The organism is Bacillus sp. FSL W8-0116, assembly GCF_038003825.1.
GTDB classification, from domain to species: domain Bacteria; phylum Bacillota; class Bacilli; order Bacillales; family DSM-4216; genus Bacillus_O; species Bacillus_O smithii.
This window is the reverse complement of record NZ_JBBOPY010000001.1, coordinates 1,386,942-1,404,814: the sequence shown is the minus strand read 5'-3', so window position 1 is coordinate 1,404,814 and position 17,873 is coordinate 1,386,942. Positions and strand designations below refer to the sequence as shown.

Genomic DNA, 17,873 nt, shown 5'->3' with positions numbered 1-17,873 from the left:
CCTTTGGCGAATCGATAAACGCTTGGTTTTGGATAAGTAGCAAAAGTAAGACAAAGAAAGGGCTGGCAAAATGGAGCGACATACGGCAGAAAAACGAGTAAGAGAACTCCATGAACGTTTAAATCAATACAGCTACGAATATTATGTGTTGGATCAGCCGACTGTTCCGGATGCGGAATATGATCGGCTCATGCAAGAATTGATCGAAATAGAAAATGCTTTTCCTGAATTGAGAACGCCTGATTCTCCGACTCAGCGCGTCGGCGGCCAGCCGTTGGAAGCTTTTCAAAAAGTTCGTCATGATATTCCGATGCTAAGCTTGGCGAATGCGTTTGGAGAAGGCGATTTGAGGGATTTCGATCGCAGAGTTCGGGAATCTTTAAACGAAGAATATTCGTACGTATGCGAGTTGAAAATCGACGGATTGGCTGTTTCCCTTACCTATGAAAACGGAGTGTTCATCCAAGGCTCTACTCGCGGCGATGGTGCAATCGGCGAAGACATTACGATGAACTTGCGAACCATCCATTCGATTCCTCTGAGGTTGAAAGAGCCGGTTTCAATCGAAGTTCGCGGCGAAGCGTTCATGCCTAAAAAATCGTTTGAAAAGCTGAATCGTGAACGGGAAGAGAGAGGGGAAACGCTGTTTGCCAATCCTCGCAATGCCGCTGCCGGATCGCTTCGGCAACTGGATCCCAAAATCGCCGCTTCCCGAAATTTAGATATTTTTCTTTACGGCATCGGCAACAGTGGAAATGTCAATATTCGATCCCATAGCGAAGGATTGGACTATTTGGACAGGCTCGGCTTTAAAACGAACAAAGAGCGGAGAAAATGCAAAGACATTGAAGAAGTCATCCAATATATCAAAGAATATACGGAAAAACGATCGACTCTTCCTTATGAGATCGACGGGATTGTAATCAAGGTCGATTCACTAGCCCAACAGGAAAAATTAGGGAGTACCGCCAAAAGCCCTCGCTGGGCCATTGCCTACAAATTTCCTGCAGAAGAGGTGGTCACCAAGCTTTTAGACATTGAATTAAGCGTAGGACGGACAGGCGTTGTGACACCGACTGCCGTTTTAGAACCGGTCCGTGTTGCCGGAACAACCGTGCAAAGAGCTTCCCTTCATAATGAAGATTATATTCGGGAAAAGGACATCAAAATTGGAGACGAAGTCGTCATCAAAAAAGCCGGTGACATCATCCCTGAAGTCGTGCGGCCGATCAAAGAGCGACGAAAAGGGGAGGAAAAAGAGTTTCACATGCCTGGCCATTGCCCGGAATGCGGCAGCGAACTGGTTCGTCTTGACGGGGAAGTAGCTCTTCGCTGCATCAATCCAAAATGTCCGGCGCAAATTCGTGAAGGACTGATCCATTTTGTCTCCCGAAATGCCATGAATATTGAGGGACTTGGTGAAAAAGTGATTGCTCAACTTTTCCGGGAGCAATTAGTGAAAGACGTGGCGGATATTTATCAATTGACGAAAGATCAACTGCTGCAATTGGATCGAATGGGTGAAAAATCTGTATCGAACTTATTAAAAGCCATTGAAGATTCGAAAGAAAACTCTTTGGAAAGATTATTGTTCGGCCTCGGCATTCGTCATGTGGGGGCCAAAGCGGCGAAAACGCTGGCTGTTCATTTTGAAACACTGGATCGATTAATGAAGGCAGACGTGGAGGAACTGACGGCGATTCCGGAAGTTGGGGAGAAGATGGCGGACGCCGTTGTCACGTATTTTCATCAACCGGAAGTACTGGGACTGATTCAGGAGCTTAAAGAAGCGGGAGTCAATATGGAGTATAAAGGGCCGAAGCCTGTTTCCGGAGATCAATCCAGTTCTTATTTTGCCGGAAAAACGATCGTACTGACAGGAAAACTGGAAGCTTTGACAAGAAATGAAGCGAAAGAAAAGATCGAGGCACTCGGAGGAAAAGTTTCCGGAAGTGTCAGCAAAAAGACGGATTTAGTCATTGCCGGTGCTGATGCTGGCTCGAAATTGGCTAAAGCTCGAGAATTCGATATTGAAGTCTGGGATGAAGAGAAACTGTTGGAAGAACTAAATAAATAAGAGGTGCGTTCGATGAAAAAGTGGTTAACGGTTGCCTTAGCGGCCTGCCTTTTGGCAAGTATAAGCGGCTGTGCACCGTCGTCCATTGATAAACAAAATCAGGTCGTTCAGAAAAAGAATGATAAAAAAGAAAAAGCGATCATTCCTAATTACCAAATTTCGGATCAATATTATAAAACGATTTTGCCTTTTAAACCAGGAAAAGCGCAAGGAATGGTCGTTCAAAATTTAAATACTCGCTATGACATCGATGAGTTTGAAACGGGATTAATGCGAATTGCAAAACAAGAGTTTTCGCCGGAAAAATATTTGTTCCAAGAAGGGCAATATTTGAGTAAAAAAACGATTGCTGCCTGGCTTGAGCGAAAATACACGAAGAAGCAGCTGAAAGAGCATGGACTTAAACCATCTGAAAATCTAGGATTAAACCCGATTGATGATGAAAAAGGTTCGATCGACGAACGGAATAAAAAAAGCCCCATTTATTTGGCACACATTTCGGAACAAGATTATTTAAAGCAAATGGATGATAACACGGTACAATTGGGAGGAGTCGTGATCGGTCTCGCTCTTAACTCGGTCCACTACTATCAGAAAGAAGAATACGGTGCTACGTATGACTTGAAAATTCCGCATAAACAAGTGGAAGAGCAAGGAAAGAAAATAGCGGATGAAGTAGCCAAACGAATTCGCAAAATAAAAGGCTTGGAAAATGTTCCGGTCGTCATCGCCCTTTTTGAACAAGCAAGCAAAGATTCTGTCGTGCCCGGACACTTCTTTGCCTACACTACGTTAGGAAAAGGAGAATCGACGATCAGCCATTGGGAAGGGCTTGATGAAAAGTATTATCTCTTCCCGTCAGACCAAGCAGATGCAGACCATCGCGATGACAATACCTACTTTTTGAATTTTAAAGAAGACGTCCAAAAATATTTTGACAATACGACAGGTATTGTCGGCCGTGCTTTTTATAAAGATGGCCAGCTGAACAATTTGCAAATTGACATCAGTATTCAATTTAATGGCGAAGCCGAAGCGATTGGTTTTACGCAATATGTTTCCGGCTTGATTCTCAACCATTTCCCGGATTATTACCCGATTGAAGTCAATATCAGTTCCGTAGAAGGCCCGGAAGCATTAATTGTGAAGAAAGCAAAAGCCAAAGAACCGTTCGTCCATATTTATGGGCAGTAAAGCCTTCCGAGAGCGTTGCTGCAGCTTTGCTTGATCCCCGCCTTTTATAAAGAGGCGGGGATTTTTTGATGTCCGGTAAAAGGGATGAACGAAAGAAACGGAGAAACTCAATTTTTTTCACGTGGGCTTTTTCAGTGTTGCTCAAGAGAAAAAAAGAGTCTGTTTTCGAGTTGGTAAGCTTGGAGGGAGGCTCTTTTCTTATGTCGAAAAATATCAGCCAAAAATTTATAAATAATTAGAAAATTTCACTTCCTTTCCCGGGTTATCTGTTATATAATACAAATAACAGTTTATAACTGTAATATAACAAAGAGGTGATAAAGAAGATGGCCACTCAAATAGCTGGGATTCAAGTAACTGGTCCGATGCGGCCCGGATATGAAGAAATTCTTACTCCGGATGCTTTGCAATTTATTGAACAGCTAGAAAGAAGATTTGGGCAGCGTCGAGTGGAACTTCTGAAAAAGAGAGAAGAACGTCAACGAGAGTTCGATCAAGGAAAATTTCCGACGTTCTTGAAAGAAACCGAATCTATTCGGAATAGTGATTGGGAAATTTCTCCCCTTCCTGAAGACTTGAAGGATCGCAGAGTGGAAATTACCGGGCCAGTTGATCGCAAAATGGTCATTAATGCGTTAAACTCTGGCGCCAAATGTTTTATGGCCTGTTTTGAAGATGCTACATCGCCCACTTGGGAAAATATCATCGAGGGACAGATCAATTTAAGGGACGCTGTAAACCGCACGATCACTTTCAAAAATCCTAACGGAAAGACATACGAATTGAAGGACAAAACCGCTGTATTAATTGTGCGCCCGCGCGGTTGGCATTTGGAAGAAAAGCATGTGTTGGTGGATGGACAACCTATCTCCGGGGCACTGTTTGATTTTGGGCTGTTTTTCTTTCATAATGCCGTGCGATTAGTGGAGAACGGTACAGGACCTTACTTCTACCTTCCGAAAATTGAAAGCCATTTGGAAGCAAGGCTTTGGAATGATGTCTTTGTTTATGCGCAAAAATATGTCGGCATCCCTAGAGGAACGATTAAAGCAACGGTTCTTATTGAAACGATCACGGCAGCTTTTGAAATGGATGAAATTTTATACGAATTGCGCGAACATTCCGCCGGTTTGAATTGCGGGCGTTGGGATTATATTTTCAGCTACATTAAAAAGTTCAGGAATCATAAAGATGTTATTTTGCCGGATCGTTCTACTGTCACCATGACCGTTCCGTTTATGCGCTCCTACTCGCTTTTGACGATCAAAACATGCCATCGCCGAAAAGCACCGGCCATTGGCGGGATGGCTGCGCAAATACCGGTCAAAGATGATGAAAAGAAAAATGAAGAAGCCTTTGCCAAAGTGCGGGCAGATAAAGAACGGGAAGCAAGAGACGGACACGATGGCACATGGGTGGCTCATCCGGGTCTTGTGCCGGTGGCAATGGAAGTGTTTGACCGGGAAATGAAAGAACCGAATCAAATTGAAAGCAAGAAATTGGAGGATGTCCATGTAACAGAACAAGATCTCGTCGAAGTTCCGGAAGGGAAAATCACCGAAGAAGGCGTCCGCATGAATATCAATGTCGGGATTCAATATATTGCTTCTTGGTTAAGCGGTCGGGGTGCTGCGCCGATTCACAATTTAATGGAAGATGCGGCGACGGCTGAAATTTCCCGCGCTCAGTTATGGCAATGGATCCGCCATCCAAAAGGAATTTTGGACGACGGGCGAAAGGTGACGAAAGAAATGTATGAACAATTTAAGCAAGAAGAGCTGGAAAAAATCAAGCAAGAAATCGGCGAAGAAGCCTATGCTTCCAGGAGATTCGATGAAGCCGTCGAATTGTTTGACAGACTGACGTTAAACGATGAATTTGAGGATTTCTTAACCATTCCTGGTTATCAAATTTTATAAATACGAATCTATGAAAATGGGAGGAATTGACAATGACAGATCCACGTGTACAAAAATTAAAAGAATCATGGGAAAATGATGAAAGATGGAAAGGGATTACTCGTCCGTATACAGCGGAAGAAGTGATCAAACTTCGCGGTTCGATTGATATTGAATATACACTGGCTCGCCGCGGTGCTGAAAAGCTTTGGAAACTGCTTCATACGGAAGACTATATCAATGCATTAGGAGCGTTGACCGGAAACCAAGCCGTGCAGCAAGTAAAAGCCGGATTGAAAGCCATCTATTTGAGCGGATGGCAAGTGGCAGCCGACGCCAACCTCGCCGGCCAAATGTATCCTGACCAAAGTTTGTACCCGGCCAACAGCGTACCGCATGTGGTCAAACGGATTAATCAAGCTTTGCAACGCGCCGACCAAATCCACCATTTAGAAGGAGACGACTCCATTGATTGGTTTGCTCCGATTGTGGCAGACGCAGAAGCCGGTTTCGGAGGACAATTGAATGTATTCGAATTAATGAAAGCGATGATCGAAGCAGGGGCTGCCGGTGTCCATTTCGAAGACCAGCTTTCTTCTGAGAAAAAATGCGGGCACTTAGGCGGAAAAGTGCTGCTGCCGACTCAAACAGCTGTACGCAATTTGATCGCTGCTCGTTTGGCGGCTGATGTAATGGGCGTACCAACTATTCTGGTAGGCAGAACGGATGCTCAAGCAGCTGATTTGATCACTAGCGATATTGACCCATATGATGCTCCATTTATTACAGGGGAACGCACGGAAGAAGGATTTTATCGCACGAAAAAAGGAATTGAACAAGCGATTGCTCGCGGACTTGCTTATGCGCCTTATGCTGACCTTATCTGGTGTGAAACTTCTGAACCGAACGTGGAAGAAGCTCGCCAATTTGCGGAAGCCATCCATGAGAAATTCCCAGGCAAGCTATTGGCATACAACTGCTCGCCATCGTTTAACTGGAAGGCAAAATTGGATGATAAAACGATTCTCAACTTCCAAAAAGAATTGGCTAAAATGGGCTATAAATTCCAATTTGTTACACTTGCCGGATTCCATACGCTTAACTACAGCATGTTCGAATTGGCAAGAGGCTATAAAGACCGTGGAATGGCTGCTTACTCTGAATTGCAGCAAAAAGAGTTTGCCAGCGAAAAATATGGATACACGGCTACTCGCCATCAACGCGAAGTCGGCACCGGCTATTTTGATGAAGTGTCCATGGTGGTTACAGGTGGAAATGCATCTACCGTTGCCCTTAAAGGCTCTACGGAAGTGGAACAATTCCAAACTCAACCTCAAAGATAATAAAGAAAAGAGCTTCGGATCTCATTCCGAAGCTCTTGTTCTTCATGTAGCCGTCACTTAATCTTCCGCTTCCAAGCCCCTTTACTCAACTAAAGGGGTCTGACCCCTTTTTTCAATTCTTTTGCCAACGTTTCTTCCATTAATTCAAACGTTTGTTCAACTTCTTTTTCCGGTTTGGCAGTCAGGAGGCTGACAATCCAGATTGCCAATGTGCTTAAGAAAAAGCCTGGAATCATTTCATACATAAAGTGTTTCAGGGCGGGGATGCTGATCCAGATGATCACCGTTACAGCTCCGACTATCATGCCTGCAAGCGCCCCCCATTTATTCATTCGTTTCCAATACAAGCTCAGCAATATCGCCGGACCGAAAGAGGCGCCAAATCCTGCCCAAGCGTTGCCTACTAAAGCTAAAATCGTATCGTTCGGCGAATACGATAAAATAATCGCGACAACGGCTACTAAAAGAACCGAAAGCCGTCCGATCAACACCAATTCCTTGTCAGAAACATTCCGCTTCACAAACGCTTTATAAACGTCTTCGGTCAAAGCGCTGGATGTGACCAAAAGCTGTGACGATATCGTGCTCATGATAGCCGCTAATATAGCCGCTAATAAAAAGCCGGTGATCAACGGGTGGAATAAGATCCTGGAGAACACGATAAAGATGGTTTCCGGATCGTGAAGAGGGTAATGTTTGACGAACATATAGGCAATCCCTGTAAGTCCGACAAGAACAGCGCCGCCGACCGTCATGATCATCCAGCCTATTCCGATCCGACGTGCCGTTTTCATTTCCTTGACAGAATGAATCGCCATAAAGCGGACAATGATGTGTGGCTGTCCAAAGTAGCCTAGCCCCCAAGCCAGAAAGGAGATAATGCCCATGATCGATGTACCCCTAAACATGTCCAGCAGTTTCGGATCCACCGAATGAATCACGCTGAAAACGGAGACGGGACCGCCCAAATCCAGAAAAACGACAAGCGGTACGAGAATAAGAGCAATAAACATGATCGTTCCTTGGACAAAATCGGTTAAACTGACAGCTAAAAATCCACCTAATAAAGTATAAAAAATGACGACTCCTGCTGTGAGAAAGGCCCCTAAATGATAGTTGAGGTGAAAGGCCGATTCAAACAGTTTTCCTCCTGAAACGATCCCGGCGGATGTATATAAGGTAAAGAAAATAATAATGACCAGCGAAGAAACAAGGCGCAGCAGCCTAGAACGGTCGATAAACCGATTTTCTAAGTAGTTTGGAATCGTAATGGAATCATTGGCGACATATGTGTACATTCGCAATCGCGGCGCCAAAAATAAATAATTGGAATACGCCCCGATGACCAGTCCGATGGCGATCCATGAACCGGAAATTCCGGTTGTGTACAAGGCGCCGGGAAGCCCCATCAATAGCCACCCGCTCATATCCGAGGCGCCAGCGGAAAGAGCGGTGACAGCAGGTCCGAGCGATCGGCCGCCAAGCATATAATCCGATAAATTCGACGTTTTCCTGTAAGAGTACCATCCGATAGCCAGCATGGCCAAAAAATAAATCGATATTGAAATATAAACGCCGCTCTCCATAAAATCCTCCTCTTGTAATATTTTTTTGAATTCTCAAATTTAAATCTTTCTATTATTTTATGAACCATAGAGCCGATTATACGGTGGCCAGCTTCTGTAGATCGGCCATTTCGTCCTTGAGAAAAAGGTCTTATAGAAAAATATTATATAATTTGGTATTTTGAGAAAACAAGTCATATAAAAAAGATTTTGGAAAAGAAATAGACGGAGATTTGTTCTCTACTCCGTCGACAATGTTCGTGGTACAATAAACATTGAGTGAGAAATTACGCTAATTTGTTGCTTTTCCATCTTTTATTTTGATATCATCAATATTATTGCAATGGCACGAGAATATTCTGGAGGTGAAGGAAATGTCACGAATTTCCATTGAACAAGTAAAGCACGTTGCTGATTTAGCGCGATTGGCGATTACGGAAGAAGAAGCTGAAAAATTCGCTACACAGCTGGATGCCATTATTTCGTTTGCGGAACAGCTGAATGAATTAGATACGACGAATGTAAAACCAACTTCGCACGTGCTGGAAATGAAAAACGTGCTGAGAGAAGATACTCCGGAAAAAGGGCTTCCTCGCGAAGAAGTTCTAAAGAATGCGCCTGACCACCAAGATGGGCAAATTCGTGTTCCGGCCATTATTGAGTAGAGGAGGGGTATGAATGGCACTGTTTGACCATAAGCTGACAGAATTGCACGATCTTTTACATAACAAAGAAGTAAGCGTCTCGGACTTAGTCGATGAAGCTTATAAAAGAATCAGTGAAACGGATGAAAAAATACAAGCTTTCTTAACTTTAGATGAAGAAAACGCTCGTAAAAAAGCGCAAAAACTGGACGAAAAGCTGGGCAGCGACGAAGAAAAAGGCCTTTTATTCGGAATGCCGATTGGAATTAAAGACAACATCGTTACAAAAGGTCTGCGCACAACTTGCGCCAGCAAAATATTAGAAAACTTCGATCCTATTTATGATGCGACCGTAATCGAAAAACTTCGGGAAGCAGAAGCCATTACGATCGGAAAATTGAATATGGATGAATTTGCTATGGGATCCTCCACTGAAAATTCCGGCTTCCAGCTGACTCGCAACCCATGGGATACAGAACGGGTTCCGGGCGGTTCTTCAGGAGGCTCGGCTGCGGCAGTGGCAGCGGGACAAGTTCCTTTTGCTTTAGGATCTGACACGGGTGGATCGATTCGCCAGCCTGCAGCCTTTTGCGGAGTCGTAGGATTAAAGCCGACTTATGGACGGGTTTCTCGTTTTGGATTAGTAGCTTTTGCTTCTTCTTTGGATCAAATCGGTCCCATTACACGCAATGTAGAAGATAACGCTTATCTTCTACAAGTGATCGCCGGATTGGATCCGCATGACTCTACATCAGCTAATGTAGAAGTGCCGAATTATGCGGCTGCACTAACCGGAGATGTGAAGGGATTAAAGATCGCCGTTCCAAAAGAGTATCTTGGCGAAGGAGTTCAAGAAGAAGTTCGACAATCCGTATTGAATGCTTTGAAAGTGCTCGAAAAACTAGGAGCCACTTGGGAAGAAGTATCGCTCCCGCATTCAAAATACGGAGTAGCTACGTACTATCTGTTGGCTTCTTCTGAAGCATCGTCCAATTTGGCTCGCTTTGACGGCATCCGCTACGGTTATCGGACGGAAAATGCCGAAAACTTGATTGAACTTTATAAGAAAACGAGAGCAGAAGGATTCGGCGACGAAGTAAAGCGCCGCATTATGCTTGGAACGTTTGCGTTAAGCTCCGGTTATTATGATGCTTATTACAAGAAGGCTCAACAAGTGCGTACGCTGATCAAAAAAGACTTTGAAGATATTTTTGAAACTTATGATGTCATCATCGGACCAACGACTCCGACACCAGCATTCAAAATCGGCGAAAATATAGACGATCCGTTGACGATGTATGCAAACGATATTTTAACGATCCCTGTGAATCTTGCAGGCGTACCGGGAATCTCTGTTCCATGCGGATTTTCTGCAGACGGATTGCCGTTAGGGCTTCAAATTATCGGAAAGCACTTTGACGAAAGCACCGTTTACCGCGTGGCGCATGCATTTGAACAGGCAACGGACTTCCATAAACAAAAACCGCAACTGTAAGGGGTGAAAAAGCGAATGAATTTTGAAACTGTGATCGGATTAGAAGTGCACGTAGAACTCAAAACGGAGTCGAAAATCTTTTCGCCTGCACCTGCTCATTTCGGAGCTGAACCGAACACCAATACGAACGTGATCGACCTTGGATATCCGGGTGTGCTGCCGGTGTTGAATAAACGGGCAGTAGAATTTGCGATGAAAGCGGCGATGGCGTTAAACTGCGAAATTGCGACTGAAACAAAGTTTGACCGCAAAAACTATTTTTATCCGGACAATCCGAAAGCCTATCAAATTTCTCAATATGATCAGCCGATTGGCCAAAATGGCTGGATTGAAATTGAAGTGAACGGCAAAAAGAAAAAAATCGGCATTACTCGCCTGCATTTAGAGGAAGATGCCGGGAAATTGACCCATGCCGGAAACGGTTATTCATTGGTTGACTTTAACCGTCAAGGGACACCTCTGATTGAAATCGTTTCTGAACCGGATATTCGCAGCCCGGAAGAAGCATATGCCTATCTGGAAAAATTGAAATCGATTATCCAATATACCGGTGTGTCGGATTGTAAAATGGAAGAAGGATCGCTTCGCTGCGATGCCAATATTTCACTCCGTCCTTACGGTCAAAAAGAATTTGGAACGAAAACGGAGCTTAAAAACTTGAACTCGTTCAACTTTGTTCGCAAAGGGCTGGAATTCGAACAAAAACGGCAAGAAAAGATCTTGTTGTCCGGCGGAGTCATTGAACAAGAAACTCGCCGTTTTGATGAAGCGACCGGACAAACGATCTTGATGCGCGTGAAAGAAGGATCGGATGATTACCGCTACTTCCCGGAACCGGACTTAGTAGAACTGTATATTGACGACGAATGGAAAGAACGGGTGCGCGCTGAAATCCCGGAACTTCCGGATCAAAGGCAAAAACGATATGTGGAAGAATGGGGTCTTCCAGCTTATGACGCCAAAGTTCTGACCCTTACAAAAGAAATGTCCGATTTCTTTGAAGCAACCGTAAAAGCCGGAGCCGATGCTAAGCTCGCTTCCAACTGGATGATGGGCGAAGTGTCCGCTTATTTAAATGCGCAAGGAAAAGAATTGCATGAAATCGCCTTAACGCCGGAAAGTTTGGCAGGTATGATTCGCTTGATTGAAAATGGCACTATTTCTTCTAAAATTGCCAAGAAAGTATTTAAAGAGTTGGTCGAAAAAGGCGGAGATCCGGAAAAAATCGTCAAAGAAAAAGGACTTGTCCAAATTTCTGATGAAAATGAACTGCGCAAATATGTACTGGAAGTGCTCGACGCCAATCCGCAATCGATCGAAGACTTTAAAAACGGAAAAGATCGGGCGCTTGGATTCCTTGTCGGTCAAATTATGAAAGCGACTAAAGGACAAGCTAATCCGCCGATGGTGAATAAATTATTGCTTGAAGAAATCAATAAACGTTAACATGCTTTATAATAAAAAGGAGGCGGCTCCGTTTAAGAGCCGGCCTCCTTTTTTGTGTGCGCCCGGCATGGGTGTAATCTATAGGGTGAAAGTCCCGAGCTGCGAAGGCAGAAGTAGCAGTTAGCTTAACGCAAGGGTGTCCGTGGTGACGCGGAATCTGAAGGAAGCGGGCGGCAAACTTCCGATCTGAGGAACACGAACTTCATAGGAGGCTAGGTATCACTGGGTGAGTTTGCACAACAAAACAAAGCCCTTTCTGCCGAAGGTGATACAGAGTAAATGAAGCAGATGGATGGAAGGAAAGATTACACTCTTACCCGGGGAGGTCTGATGGATACGTGAAGTAGCCTTCATAACCTACTTAGTGATAAGTAGCTGAGCCATCAGAAGTCAGCAGAGGTCATAGTACGAATTGGTCTAGAACAATTCGGAAGGACTGAACAATTAAGAGAGAATAGCCCTTTGCATTCAGTGTGTCATGTTGAACACAGAAAACGTAGTACCTCACTTGAGGAAGGAAACGGTGAATCCCGTGGGGGACCTCTTGGAGGGTGGAGTGACCACTGGCATAAGAAGATAAGCTATTCACGGAAGGAAGAATAACAATGCTTTTGAATCAAATCCTGTCACGGGAGAATATGCTTTTAGCTTTACAAAGAGTAGAAAAGAACAAAGGTAGCCATGGAGTAGATATGATGCCCGTACAAAACCTACGTCAGCACATAGTCGAAAACTGGATATCCATTAAAGAAGCAATTCTCAAGGGTACCTATGAACCAATGCCTGTTCGAAGAGTCGAAATCCCGAAACCTGATGGCGGTGTTCGGTTACTAGGTATTCCAACCGTAACAGACCGTTTGATTCAACAAGCAATTGCCCAAGTATTATCGAGGATATATGACCCTATGTTCTCCGAACATAGTTATGGGTTTCGTTCAAATCGAAGTGCTCATGACGCAGTTAGGAAAGCAAAAGGCTATATCAGAGATGGTTATAGATGGGTAGTAGACATGGATTTAGAAAAGTTCTTCGATCGAGTGAATCATGACAGGCTGATGAGTACATTAGCCAAGACTATTAAAGAAAAGCCACTATTGAAGCTAATCCGCAAATATCTACAAGCTGGTGTCATGATTAATGGTGTGGTATCTAGGACAGAAGAAGGGACGCCGCAAGGTGGCCCCCTAAGCCCTTTACTTTCGAATATTGTACTAGATGAACTATATAAGTTGAATTAAAGATTTACAACTGAACACACAAACGATCGATCGTTTGTTCTGGTTTCTGGTTGATTCGCTGAATAAAGGCTTGGACATTCTTTCTAATTTCTTGCACACTCGAATAGAACACGTTGTAAATCACGTCTGATTTCAGCCATTTCCATAGCCCTTCAATCAAGTTCAATTGCGGACTGTATGGTGGCAAAAAGACGAGCTCTAACCGATCTTCGTGTTCTTTTAAAAATGGCTGAATGAGTTTGGCATGGTGAATTCGAGCGTTATCTAAAATCATCACTATTTTGCCTGTGGGATAGCGTTCTAACACAAGTTGAAGAAATCGAAGAAATGTTTCCGCGTCATAGCATTCTTCTTCGATGCAAAACACTTCCCCTGTTTCGTAGTTCAACGTGCCAATCAGCTTCAGCCCTTGATGTTTTCCAAACGTCGGAATGATTCGTTGTTTTCCTTTGACAAACCATGTTTTTTGAATCGCTTGGTAATCACGAATCATCGACTCATCTTGAAAGAGGACATGGGCGATGTTCCCATCTACCAGTTTTTTTTTACTTCAGGGAAGGTGATTTCGACGAATTCTTTTTGTTTCTCTTCATCGGCATTGGCTAGTGTATAGGTCGGTTTCGTATAGCTTAGCCCTAACCGATGCAGAATGTCACTTGTTCCGCGAAGCGTGTATGTTGGCCCCCACTTTTGTTGAATGAGTTCAGCGATTATCGCAAGCGTCCAATTATATTTTGCTTCGAATCCCACATCTACGGGGAGCTGATGTTCAATGATCAAAGCCAGCTCTTTTTCCTGCTCAGGGGTCAATCGACGTGGGGCGCCAGGTGAGTATTTCATCTCCAGTCCATCAAGACCGCGCTGGGCGTAGGCATGAATATAGTTATAAATAGTTTTCTTGGATCGACCAATAATCGTTGCGATTTCTCCTTTGGTATATCCCTGCAAATGAAGATAAATCGCTTGGTAGCGTTCATATGCTCGTTTACTTTTTGCTTCTTTCATGGCAGTGGACAACTTTTCGATCTCGTCTTTGTGATTTGGCATCATATTTTCTCTCCGTTCCCCTATTTTCTCTTTGTATTTATTCGCCGTGGAACGGGAGAAAACCTTTATTTCAATTTATATAGACAAAGAATTAGAGAAAAGAGGGCATAAATTTGTTCGTTATGCCGATGACTGTAATATTTACGTGAAGTCAAAACGGGCTGGTGAAAGAACCATGGCTAGTGTCAAACGATTTATTGAGGGAAAACTTCGTCTAAAAGTCAACGAGAAGAAATCTGCGGTTGACCGACCATGGAAACGAAAGTTTCTAGGATTTAGTTTTACACCTTCAAAAGAGCCAAAAGTTCGGATTGCCAAGCAAAGTCTAAAACGAATGAAGAAAAAGGTGCGAGAAATCACGTCAAGAAAAATACCATACCCAATGGAATATCGGATTAAGAAACTTAACCAATATCTACTTGGATGGTGTGGATATTTTGCATTAGCAGACACAAAGAGTATCTTTGAAGATTTGGATGGCTGGATTCGACGAAGACTCCGGATGTGTTTATGGAAAAACTGGAAGACCTCAAAGACCAGGATACGCAACCTCATAAAACTAGGAGTTCCTGAATGGAAAGCTTATGAATGGGGGAACAGTCGTAAAGGTTATTGGCGAATCTCAAAAAGTCCCATATTACACAGAACCCTTGGAAACTCCTATTGGAGTAACCAAGGGCTTAAAAGTCTACAGAAACGTTATGAATTCTTGCGTCATTTATCTTGATTGAACCGCCGTATACGGAACCGTACGTACGGTGGTGTGAGAGGACGGGGGTTAATCACCATAGCCATCAAGTTAAGAATTTGATCTTTTTTCAGCGCCAAAAACATGGTATCCTTTCTAACGAAAATCATCGTTGGAAAGGATTATTTTTTGATGGCAAAAAAGATGAAGGCATGGATAAAAACGATTCGTCAACTCTTCTCCTATGAAGAACTGACTCGTCTGGCACGGAAAGTCGGATTCATTCAGCGGCAGCGTTCATTAACAGCGGAAGCCTTTCTGACGCTATGTGCTTGGGGAGACGGATCGCTCGCCTGTCAGTCGCTTCAGCGGTTGTGTGCCGATTTGGCGCTCTGGCATGATTGCTCTCTCTCGAATGAAGGACTGAATCAGCGGTTTACGCCTCGTGCCGTGGCGTTTTTAAAAGAGGTCTTTTTTACTCTCCTGATGCATCAACGTCCGGCACTCTCTTCCATCACCGAAACGTATCGCGCTTGTTTCACCCGTCTGCGGATCTTAGACTCTACCAGTTTTTTACTTCCGACCGACTATGGTGAGGACTATCAAGGTTCGGTTTCATCTGGCGCCAAAATCCAATTTGAGTATGAGCTGTTATCGGGAACCTGTCTTCAGCTGTGCGTCCAACAGGCCAATGATTCCGATGCCCGTTTTGCTTATCATACCCAGCACACGATTTTACCGAATGACCTTTGCATTCGGGATCTGGGGTTTTTTTCACTCGCCACGCTGGCGGAGATTGATGCTCGAGGTGCTTATTATATTACCCGGTTGCGTTCCGATATCAAAGTCTATATCAAGCAGGACGGGGAGTGGCACGAATGGGATTGGGAATCGATAGGAAATCGATTGGGCGAGGGGGAAGCCGTGGAAGTGGAACACGTGTATATCGGACACCAACGCCTGTATGTTCCGCGTCTGATTTTTCGCCGTCTCACGGCGGAAGAATGGGAAAAACGGCTGGCGTACGTGCGGAAAAAGGAAAAAAAGAAAGGGAAGGCGCTGTCACGCCAAACCCTTGAACAAAAGAAATATCACATCTTACTGACCAATTTACCACAAGAATCGTTTGATGCGCAACAAGTTTATGAGCTGTATTCGCTGCGCTGGCAAGTGGAGCTGTTATTTAAGGGCTGGAAATCCTTATTTGATCTTGACCGTGTCAAAAAGATGAAGAAGGAACGATTCGAATGCCACTTATATGGGACATTGATTGCCATTTTAGTCACGCAGACTCTTCTGTTCCAAGCCCGAAGGTATTGGCATCAACGGGAGGGAATCGAGATCAGTGAATGGAAAGCGCTTAATATCCTCCAATCGTATTGGCATCGGTTTCTTTTGCATCCCCAAGCGATGGAAACCGCCCTTCCATCTCTCCTGTCTCTGTTAAGGAAACACGCGAGGAAAGACCGAAGGAAAGGAGAGGAAACGGTATCGGATCTTTTAAAGAAATTGGGGATATGGTAGTGTGGGTCATGGATATAAATGCCAAATAACCCTCTTCTTGAGGGTTATTTGGCATGCCCAGCATTTGGTTTTCTCTTCATCCTTTGATTGATTTTTCGAACATGCGTATCATCCTAAAAAATTTTATACCGCTAACTTGACGGGTATGGGGTTAATCACCCCATAGCCATCAAGTTAAGAATTTGATCTTTTTTCAGCGCCAAAAACATGGTATCCTTTCTAACGAAAATCATCGTTGGAAAGGATTATTTTTTGATGGCAAAAAAGATGAAGGCATGGATAAAAACGATTCGTCAACTCTTCTCCTATGAAGAACTGACTCGTCTGGCACGGAAAGTCGGATTCATTCAGCGGCAGCGTTCATTAACAGCGGAAGCCTTTCTGACGCTATGTGCTTGGGGAGACGGATCGCTCGCCTGTCAGTCGCTTCAGCGGTTGTGTGCCGATTTGGCGCTCTGGCATGATTGCTCTCTCTCGAATGAAGGACTGAATCAGCGGTTTACGCCTCGTGCCGTGGCGTTTTTAAAAGAGGTCTTTTTTACTCTCCTGATGCATCAACGTCCGGCACTCTCTTCCATCACCGAAACGTATCGCGCTTGTTTCACCCGTCTGCGGATCTTAGACTCTACCAGTTTTTTACTTCCGACCGACTATGGTGAGGACTATCAAGGTTCGGTTTCATCTGGCGCCAAAATCCAATTTGAGTATGAGCTGTTATCGGGAACCTGTCTTCAGCTGTGCGTCCAACAGGCCAATGATTCCGATGCCCGTTTTGCTTATCATACCCAGCACACGATTTTACCGAATGACCTTTGCATTCGGGATCTGGGGTTTTTTTCACTCGCCACGCTGGCGGAGATTGATGCTCGAGGTGCTTATTATATTACCCGGTTGCGTTCCGATATCAAAGTCTATATCAAGCAGGACGGGGAGTGGCACGAATGGGATTGGGAATCGATAGGAAATCGATTGGGCGAGGGGGAAGCCGTGGAAGTGGAACACGTGTATATCGGACACCAACGCCTGTATGTTCCGCGTCTGATTTTTCGCCGTCTCACGGCGGAAGAATGGGAAAAACGGCTGGCGTACGTGCGGAAAAAGGAAAAAAAGAAAGGGAAGGCGCTGTCACGCCAAACCCTTGAACAAAAGAAATATCACATCTTACTGACCAATTTACCACAAGAATCGTTTGATGCGCAACAAGTTTATGAGCTGTATTCGCTGCGCTGGCAAGTGGAGCTGTTATTTAAGGGCTGGAAATCCTTATTTGATCTTGACCGTGTCAAAAAGATGAAGAAGGAACGATTCGAATGCCACTTATATGGGACATTGATTGCCATTTTAGTCACGCAGACTCTTCTGTTCCAAGCCCGAAGGTATTGGCATCAACGGGAGGGAATCGAGATCAGTGAATGGAAAGCGCTTAATATCCTCCAATCGTATTGGCATCGGTTTCTTTTGCATCCCCAAGCGATGGAAACCGCCCTTCCATCTCTCCTGTCTCTGTTAAGGAAACACGCGAGGAAAGACCGAAGGAAAGGAGAGGAAACGGTATCGGATCTTTTAAAGAAATTGGGGATATGGTAGTGTGGGTCATGGATATAAATGCCAAATAACCCTCTTCTTGAGGGTTATTTGGCATGCCCAGCATTTGGTTTTCTCTTCATCCTTTGATTGATTTTTCGAACATGCGTATCATCCTAAAAAATTTTAT

The 17,873-nt window shown here is 44.2% G+C and carries 11 protein-coding genes and 2 pseudogenes; 11 read left to right on the top strand and 2 right to left on the bottom strand.

Annotated elements, in window-relative coordinates; genetic code table 11:
• The first annotated feature begins 70 nt into the window (after positions 1–70).
• The 4 genes from ligA to aceA all read left to right on the top strand — a co-directional run bounded on the left by ligA (position 71) and on the right by aceA (position 6,512).
• Complete coding sequence (ligA, locus tag N1I86_RS06610; protein ID WP_341095569.1) at positions 71–2,077, top strand: NAD-dependent DNA ligase LigA; 2,007 nt, start codon at positions 71–73, stop codon at positions 2,075–2,077.
• Positions 2,078–2,089: 12 nt separating this feature from the next.
• The gene (locus N1I86_RS06605; RefSeq protein WP_003354101.1) at positions 2,090–3,271 is read left to right on the top strand and encodes a CamS family sex pheromone protein; all 1,182 of its coding nucleotides are present in this window, start codon (positions 2,090–2,092) and stop codon (positions 3,269–3,271) included.
• A gap of 326 nt (positions 3,272–3,597) precedes the next feature.
• A complete protein-coding gene (gene aceB, locus N1I86_RS06600; protein ID WP_341095565.1) occupies positions 3,598–5,190 on the top strand; it encodes a malate synthase A in 1,593 nt (530 codons plus the stop codon).
• A gap of 32 nt (positions 5,191–5,222) precedes the next feature.
• Complete coding sequence (gene aceA, locus N1I86_RS06595; protein ID WP_327804632.1) at positions 5,223–6,512, top strand: isocitrate lyase; 1,290 nt, start codon at positions 5,223–5,225, stop codon at positions 6,510–6,512.
• Positions 6,513–6,601: 89 nt separating this feature from the next.
• Here the strand turns inward: aceA and putP are convergent, their stop codons facing one another.
• Positions 6,602–8,098, bottom strand: a complete 1,497-nt coding sequence (gene putP / locus N1I86_RS06590) for a sodium/proline symporter PutP (RefSeq protein WP_341095563.1) — start codon at positions 8,096–8,098, stop codon at positions 6,602–6,604.
• 353 nt (positions 8,099–8,451) lie between these two features.
• Between putP and gatC the strand changes: the two genes are divergently transcribed.
• The 4 genes and pseudogenes from gatC to N1I86_RS06570 all read left to right on the top strand — a co-directional run.
• A complete protein-coding gene (gene gatC / locus N1I86_RS06585) occupies positions 8,452–8,742 on the top strand; it encodes an Asp-tRNA(Asn)/Glu-tRNA(Gln) amidotransferase subunit GatC (protein WP_003354105.1) in 291 nt (96 codons plus the stop codon).
• A gap of 13 nt (positions 8,743–8,755) precedes the next feature.
• On the top strand, positions 8,756–10,216 hold the full coding sequence (gene gatA / locus N1I86_RS06580; RefSeq protein WP_003354106.1) for an Asp-tRNA(Asn)/Glu-tRNA(Gln) amidotransferase subunit GatA: 1,461 nt from the start codon (positions 8,756–8,758) through the stop codon (positions 10,214–10,216).
• Between the two features lie 15 nt (positions 10,217–10,231).
• Positions 10,232–11,662: an Asp-tRNA(Asn)/Glu-tRNA(Gln) amidotransferase subunit GatB gene (gatB, locus tag N1I86_RS06575; protein WP_270583414.1), complete on the top strand. Its 1,431-nt coding sequence runs from the start codon at positions 10,232–10,234 to the stop codon at positions 11,660–11,662.
• A gap of 605 nt (positions 11,663–12,267) precedes the next feature.
• A pseudogene (locus N1I86_RS06570) lies at positions 12,268–12,891 on the top strand (reverse transcriptase domain-containing protein); the annotation flags it as partial.
• Positions 12,892–12,904: 13 nt separating this feature from the next.
• On the opposite strand, the gene N1I86_RS06565 reads toward N1I86_RS06570, so the two are convergent.
• Positions 12,905–13,950, bottom strand: a protein-coding gene (locus N1I86_RS06565; RefSeq protein ID WP_076611651.1) for an IS630-like element ISBs2 family transposase whose coding sequence is annotated in 2 segments (ribosomal slippage) — positions 12,905–13,444 and positions 13,447–13,950 — 1,044 coding nt in all. Because the reading frame shifts where the segments join, the coding sequence is not laid out codon by codon here.
• Positions 13,951–14,026: 76 nt separating this feature from the next.
• On the opposite strand from N1I86_RS06565, the pseudogene N1I86_RS06560 reads away from it, so the two are divergent.
• The 3 genes and pseudogenes from N1I86_RS06560 to N1I86_RS06550 all read left to right on the top strand — a co-directional run.
• Positions 14,027–14,674: pseudogene (locus tag N1I86_RS06560) on the top strand (group II intron maturase-specific domain-containing protein); the annotation flags it as partial.
• Between the two features lie 153 nt (positions 14,675–14,827).
• Positions 14,828–16,159, top strand: coding sequence for an IS4 family transposase (locus N1I86_RS06555; protein ID WP_003354357.1), 1,332 nt, complete (start codon positions 14,828–14,830; stop codon positions 16,157–16,159).
• Between the two features lie 255 nt (positions 16,160–16,414).
• The gene (locus tag N1I86_RS06550) at positions 16,415–17,746 is read left to right on the top strand and encodes an IS4 family transposase (protein ID WP_003354357.1); all 1,332 of its coding nucleotides are present in this window, start codon (positions 16,415–16,417) and stop codon (positions 17,744–17,746) included.
• Positions 17,747–17,873 lie beyond the last annotated feature (127 nt).

Bases quoted from the DNA above. Each gene is read 5' to 3' on its own strand.
- ligA (WP_341095569.1), top strand. From the start codon at position 71: ATGGAGCGACATACGGCAGAAAAACGAGTAAGAGAACTCCATGAACGT.
- N1I86_RS06605 (WP_003354101.1), top strand. From the start codon at position 2,090: ATGAAAAAGTGGTTAACGGTTGCCTTAGCGGCCTGCCTTTTGGCAAGT.
- aceB (WP_341095565.1), top strand. From the start codon at position 3,598: ATGGCCACTCAAATAGCTGGGATTCAAGTAACTGGTCCGATGCGGCCC.
- aceA (WP_327804632.1), top strand. From the start codon at position 5,223: ATGACAGATCCACGTGTACAAAAATTAAAAGAATCATGGGAAAATGAT.
- putP (WP_341095563.1), bottom strand. From the start codon at position 8,098: ATGGAGAGCGGCGTTTATATTTCAATATCGATTTATTTTTTGGCCATG.
- gatC (WP_003354105.1), top strand. From the start codon at position 8,452: ATGTCACGAATTTCCATTGAACAAGTAAAGCACGTTGCTGATTTAGCG.
- gatA (WP_003354106.1), top strand. From the start codon at position 8,756: ATGGCACTGTTTGACCATAAGCTGACAGAATTGCACGATCTTTTACAT.
- gatB (WP_270583414.1), top strand. From the start codon at position 10,232: ATGAATTTTGAAACTGTGATCGGATTAGAAGTGCACGTAGAACTCAAA.
- N1I86_RS06555 (WP_003354357.1), top strand. From the start codon at position 14,828: ATGGCAAAAAAGATGAAGGCATGGATAAAAACGATTCGTCAACTCTTC.
- N1I86_RS06550 (WP_003354357.1), top strand. From the start codon at position 16,415: ATGGCAAAAAAGATGAAGGCATGGATAAAAACGATTCGTCAACTCTTC.